At 42.6% G+C, this 4,865-nt stretch carries 5 protein-coding genes; 4 read left to right on the forward strand and 1 reads right to left on the reverse strand.

Annotation, left to right across the window (positions count from 1 at the left end):
• Nucleotides 1-232: 232 nt before the first annotated feature.
• The 4 genes from B4J23_RS05505 to B4J23_RS05520 are packed head-to-tail and all read left to right on the forward strand — an operon-like array spanning nucleotide 233 to nucleotide 3,624.
• Entirely contained in the window at nucleotides 233-355 is a 123-nt protein-coding gene (locus tag B4J23_RS05505) for a hypothetical protein (protein ID WP_284879346.1), read from the forward strand.
• Nucleotides 348-800 carry a CopG family ribbon-helix-helix protein gene (locus tag B4J23_RS05510; protein WP_291359171.1) on the forward strand — a complete coding sequence of 151 codons (453 nt, stop codon included), beginning with the start codon at nucleotides 348-350 and terminating at the stop codon, nucleotides 798-800. The genes B4J23_RS05505 and B4J23_RS05510 overlap by 8 nt, the downstream gene beginning before the upstream one ends.
• Nucleotides 797-2,605 carry an allophanate hydrolase gene (gene atzF / locus B4J23_RS05515; RefSeq protein WP_291359173.1) on the forward strand — a complete coding sequence of 603 codons (1,809 nt, stop codon included), beginning with the start codon at nucleotides 797-799 and terminating at the stop codon, nucleotides 2,603-2,605. Before B4J23_RS05510 ends, atzF begins: the two co-directional genes overlap by 4 nt.
• Nucleotides 2,602-3,624 (forward strand): ABC transporter substrate-binding protein, encoded by a 1,023-nt coding sequence (locus B4J23_RS05520; RefSeq protein WP_214001186.1) that lies wholly within the window; start codon nucleotides 2,602-2,604, stop codon nucleotides 3,622-3,624. Before atzF ends, B4J23_RS05520 begins: the two co-directional genes overlap by 4 nt.
• Before the next feature lie 69 nt (nucleotides 3,625-3,693).
• Here B4J23_RS05520 and B4J23_RS05525 read toward each other — a convergent pair whose 3' ends face one another.
• Nucleotides 3,694-4,722 carry an IS701 family transposase gene (locus tag B4J23_RS05525; RefSeq protein WP_291359177.1) on the reverse strand — a complete coding sequence of 343 codons (1,029 nt, stop codon included), beginning with the start codon at nucleotides 4,720-4,722 and terminating at the stop codon, nucleotides 3,694-3,696.
• Between the last annotated feature and the right edge of the window lie 143 nt (nucleotides 4,723-4,865).

Here is a 4,865-nt window from a genome sequence, read left to right on the forward strand (position 1 = left end):
CCATTCATGTATAAAAACAATAGCAAGGACATGAGCATCAAAATGGAAAAACTGATGAAATACTCCACTTACTTTGCTTTAAATCAAGCCCCATTTCCATGTTATGGGGCTTTTTTTCGTCCTTTTATATAAAAGTTTATTCCTTACATTTCCATAAGCTAAAACTGGCACGCTTTCTGCATTTTCTTAAGTAATACGAAATTACTGTTCCGTAATACCTGAGGAGATGCGCATGAATAATCAAAGTAAACAAGCCAAGCTGCATCCATTTGCCCAATTTTTAATTGAACTGCTCAGCGTTCGCGCCGGGCTTTATGTCAAACAGGATTCACTCAAGGAAAGCAGACGTGCCTAAACCGAAATTGGCACGAATCAGTATCACCGTGCCGGAAACCACCTTACAGGCCATGGATCAGAAAATTGTCGAGCAACATTATGAAAGCCGCTCGCAGGCCATTGTCGACATGATTAACCGCCACCTGATTGATGAACTGGTTTCTCGTGATGAAGTCATGGTCGGTACGCTGACCCTGGTCTATGACGTCAGCCTGAAACCATTGCGTTCCCAACTGGTTGATCTGCAACAGCAATATCTGGAACAGGTGATCAGCTCGCTGCATATCCAGCTGGATGATCAGAAAGTCCTGCAAGTCATGCTGATGCAGGGTATAAGCAGTGATTTAAAAGAAATTAGTGAGCAATTTATTGCATTAAAAGGTGTGGTGAAAGGACACCTGGAACTGATGGATGCCGTGATGCCTCCCATTCCCCAAAATACCAATAAAGGAGTATTGTCATGAATACTTTATGGACAATTCAAGACTGGCAGAACGCCTACCAACAGCAGCAGATTCAGTTACAGGACCTGATCGATTATGTTGCATCATATCAGAATGATGATCATGCCTGGATTTCAATTGCATCTGCAGAACAATTACAAGCACAAATTGATGCCTTAACAGGAAAATCACCAGCCGAATTGCCACTCTACGGCATTCCATTCGCAGTCAAAGACAATATTGATGTTGCCGGTTTTTATACCACCGCAGCCTGCAAAGAAGCTTCATATCTGGCGACCAGCGATGCCACGGTGGTAGCAAAATTAAAAGCTGCAGGGGCCATTGTCGTAGGTAAAACCAATCTAGATCAGTTTGCGACTGGTCTGGTCGGTGTACGTTCACCTTACGGTGCAGTAAAAAACAGCTTTAATCCGGAATATGTCAGTGGCGGTTCGAGCTCAGGTTCATCGGTCGCAGTGGCGAATGGCCAGGTACCATTTAGTTTAGGTACGGATACCGCTGGCTCTGGCCGTGTACCGGCGGGACATAACAATATTGTCGGCTTGAAACCCACCAAAGGCTGGTTCTCCACTACAGGTCTAGTACCCGCGTGCCGCACCATTGATGTGATTTCAATTTTTGCCCTGACTGTCGATGATGCATGGCAAGTCGCACAAATTATGCAAGGCTATGACGCGACAGATGAATATTCACGCCAGCATCCAGCCAATGCGCCAACCCAATTTTCCAAAGGCAAAATCGCGATTCCGGCACAACTGGAATTCTACGGTGATGCCGAAACTGATAAAGCCTTTGAGCTGGCAATTGCTCGTGTAAAACAGCTCGGTTATGCAGTAGAAGCGATTGATTTCAGCACTTTTAACCAGCTGGCTTCCGCACTGTATAACAAGGCTTGGGTGGCTGAACGGACCAGCGCTGTTGAAAAACTGGTTTCTCGTGATGTAACGCATCCAGTGATTAACCAGATTATCAGTCAGGCAGACAACTTTAATGCTGTCGATATGATGCAGGCGGAATATGAACGTGCGCAATTGGCTCGTCAGATCAATCTTTCGCTAGCAGACTTTGATGCCTTGATGGTGCCAACAGCACCAACCATCTACAAGATTTCCGATGTAGAAGCCGATCCACTAGTGAAAAACAGCCACATGGGCGCTTATACCAACTTCGTGAATTTTGCGGATTTATCGGCTTTGGCACTGCCTAATGCAATTCGTGCTGATGGCTTGCCAAGCGGGGTAACTTTTATTGCACCTGCCTGGATGGATCAGGTATTGGCAAACTTTGGTCAAACTTGGCAGCAGGCAACGGCTTTAACACTAGGAACATCTGAAAAAACTTATGAATCAACAAGCCAGATTCAGTCACAGCATGCAGTAAAACTGGCTGTTGTCGGCGCCCATCTGACTGGTATGCCATTGAACTTCCAGCTCACCACACGTGGCGGCACTTTAGTGCAAAAAACCAAAACGGCAGCCAGCTATAAATTGTTTGCACTGAAAAATACCACCCCACCGAAACCGGGCTTGCAGTACCACAGCAAAGGTCAAGAAATCGAAGTGGAAGTCTGGGAGATTCCGTTTGCCAACTTTGGTCAGATCGTGGCAGAAGTTCCAGCACCGCTGGGCATTGGCAATGTACAGCTGGCAGATGGCAGCTGGGTGAAAGGTTTTATCTGCGAAGGCTATGCGCTGGAAGATGCAACTGACATCAGTCATTTCGGCGGTTGGCGTGACTTTATTAAATCAAAACAAATTTCAAATACGCGTTTTAAATGTAATTGCATAGGGGAAATAGCACAATGATCAAGAAAGCAACTTTAGCAGCATCTGTTTGCTGCGCCATTTTATTCAGTGGCTGTGACAATACGGCTAAAGTTCCAGAATCCTCTGGTCAAGCCAAAGGCAGTGTAAATACTCAGCCGATTCGTATCGGCTATAGCGACTGGCCAGGTTGGGTGGCTTGGCAAGTGGCGATTGAAAAAGGCTGGTTAAAAGAAGCAGGGGTGAATGCAGATTTTAAATGGTTTGACTATTCTGCTTCATTGTCTGCCTTTGCTGCAAATCAGCTGGATGCGGTGATGGTGACCAATGGTGATAACCTGGTGACTGGCTCTGGTGGTACTAAAGGCGTGATGATTCTGGCGACGGATTATTCAGCCGGAAATGACGTGATCATTGCCAAGAATGGAATCAACTCGATTCAGGATTTACGCGGTAAAACTGTTGCCACTGAAAAAGGTCTGGTCGATCACTTGCTGCTATCGACTGCTCTGGATGATGCAAAGGTTAAACTGAATGAAGTGAAACTGGTCAATACCATGACCAATGAACTACCACAGGTCTTTGCAACAGCGGATATTGATGCGATTGCGGTATGGCAGCCAGTGGCGAATCAGGCCTTATCTGCGGTTGCCGGTTCAAAAATTATTTTCAGCTCTAAAGATAAAGCTGGTCTGATTTATGACACTTTAACCGTGAATCCTGCGCATCTGGAAGCCAATAAAGAGCAATGGAAAAAGGTCATTCAGGTTTGGGATAAAACTGTTAAATATATCAATGACCCGGCAACACGTGCAGATGCTGTAGAAATCATGTCAAAACGTGTCGGTGTAGATGCCAAAGCCTATATGCAATTTGTAGATGGTACTCACTTGCTGGATCTGGAAGCGAACAAGAAAGTCTTTACCAAAGGAGATGGCTTCGATTCGATCTATGGTTCAAGCTATCACGTCAACAAGTTCAACGTTACCAACGGCATTTATAGCACTGAAATGAATGTGGATAGTGTGATTGTTCCAACGCTGGTACAAGAGCTGAAATAGGGCTGAAACCTAGCAATAAAAAATCCCCAGTTTCGGGGATTTTTTATATATACTAGGACTTACGCAGTATTATTTATAGATTCTCTGTGGTAGCAAATGATTTTTATCAAGAATAAAGTCATCAATGAAGTTTTTGATAATTGGTCTAAATAATTTCTTCTGCCAACAATATACATTTTCAAAGATCCGCTCAAACTGGTTCTTTTGTATCTCAACGTAGGCCATCAAGGCTGAAAAAATATGATTCAAAATCAGTTTAGATCGTCTTACTTGAAACTTTTCAATATGACAAACTTGTTTAATCACTCGGTGATATTGTTCTATTTTCCAATGACTTGAATGTAATTCATGAAAACCTTCAAAGGACAATAAATCATCTTCATCTTGATGCACAATATAAAACCTCTGCTGTTCTTTTAACTGAGTCTTAAATAATTGTACAAAGCCAAAATCTTTGAGCCAGACCACTTGACCCTGATGGAAATCTGGCAATAAACGCAGTTGAAACCATTGTCCTTTTTCTGGGGAAACCTTACGGTTACTGTCGACACCAAACATAAATCGAATACCATATTTTCTTATGGTTTTTAGATTTTCAGTCGATGAATACCAACTATCACCTGTAATAAATTGAATCTTTGCACCCCAACTGAGTACTTCACTTAACATATCCATAAAGTAATCATTCTTGGTTTTACTTTCAGATTTGTCATAAATTCGGAAATTAATTGGAATATTTTGACCATTTTGATCTGTCGCATACAAGGTAATGAGATTAATACCTTTGACGGATCGGTGGTGTTTGCCTGACCAAAAATAGCTAACTAAGTCCATATGCTGACTATACGGTTTATCTAAAACAGTATCATCAATACTGACTATAAGTTTATTATTATCAATATGTTGAATTGCTTCTTGATATAGGTCGTGAGGTGTGTAGTCTTCACGCTCTAGAAAGCGATTTACACTATCATGCGAGATATTATAAGTCTCGGCAAGTTGTGTGCAGCTAATAGAGTTCGGTTCTGTCATGAGAAAGCCCATATAAATGGGTAATGTACAAGTTGCTGTAGAAGCATGTTTAATTCGTCTGATCACAGATACTTTATAAAGTATTTTAATACTTTTTTGAATCTGTCAATGCGTAAGTCCTAGACGTGATCCTGAAGCGATCAAAATTTTTGTTGGTATCACTGTGGTAACCGCAGAAACGGATGAAATGGCGCAGCAAAAGCTGGAAG

The organism is Acinetobacter sp. UBA3025 (assembly GCF_002367915.1).
In the GTDB taxonomy this organism is placed as follows: domain Bacteria; phylum Pseudomonadota; class Gammaproteobacteria; order Pseudomonadales; family Moraxellaceae; genus Acinetobacter.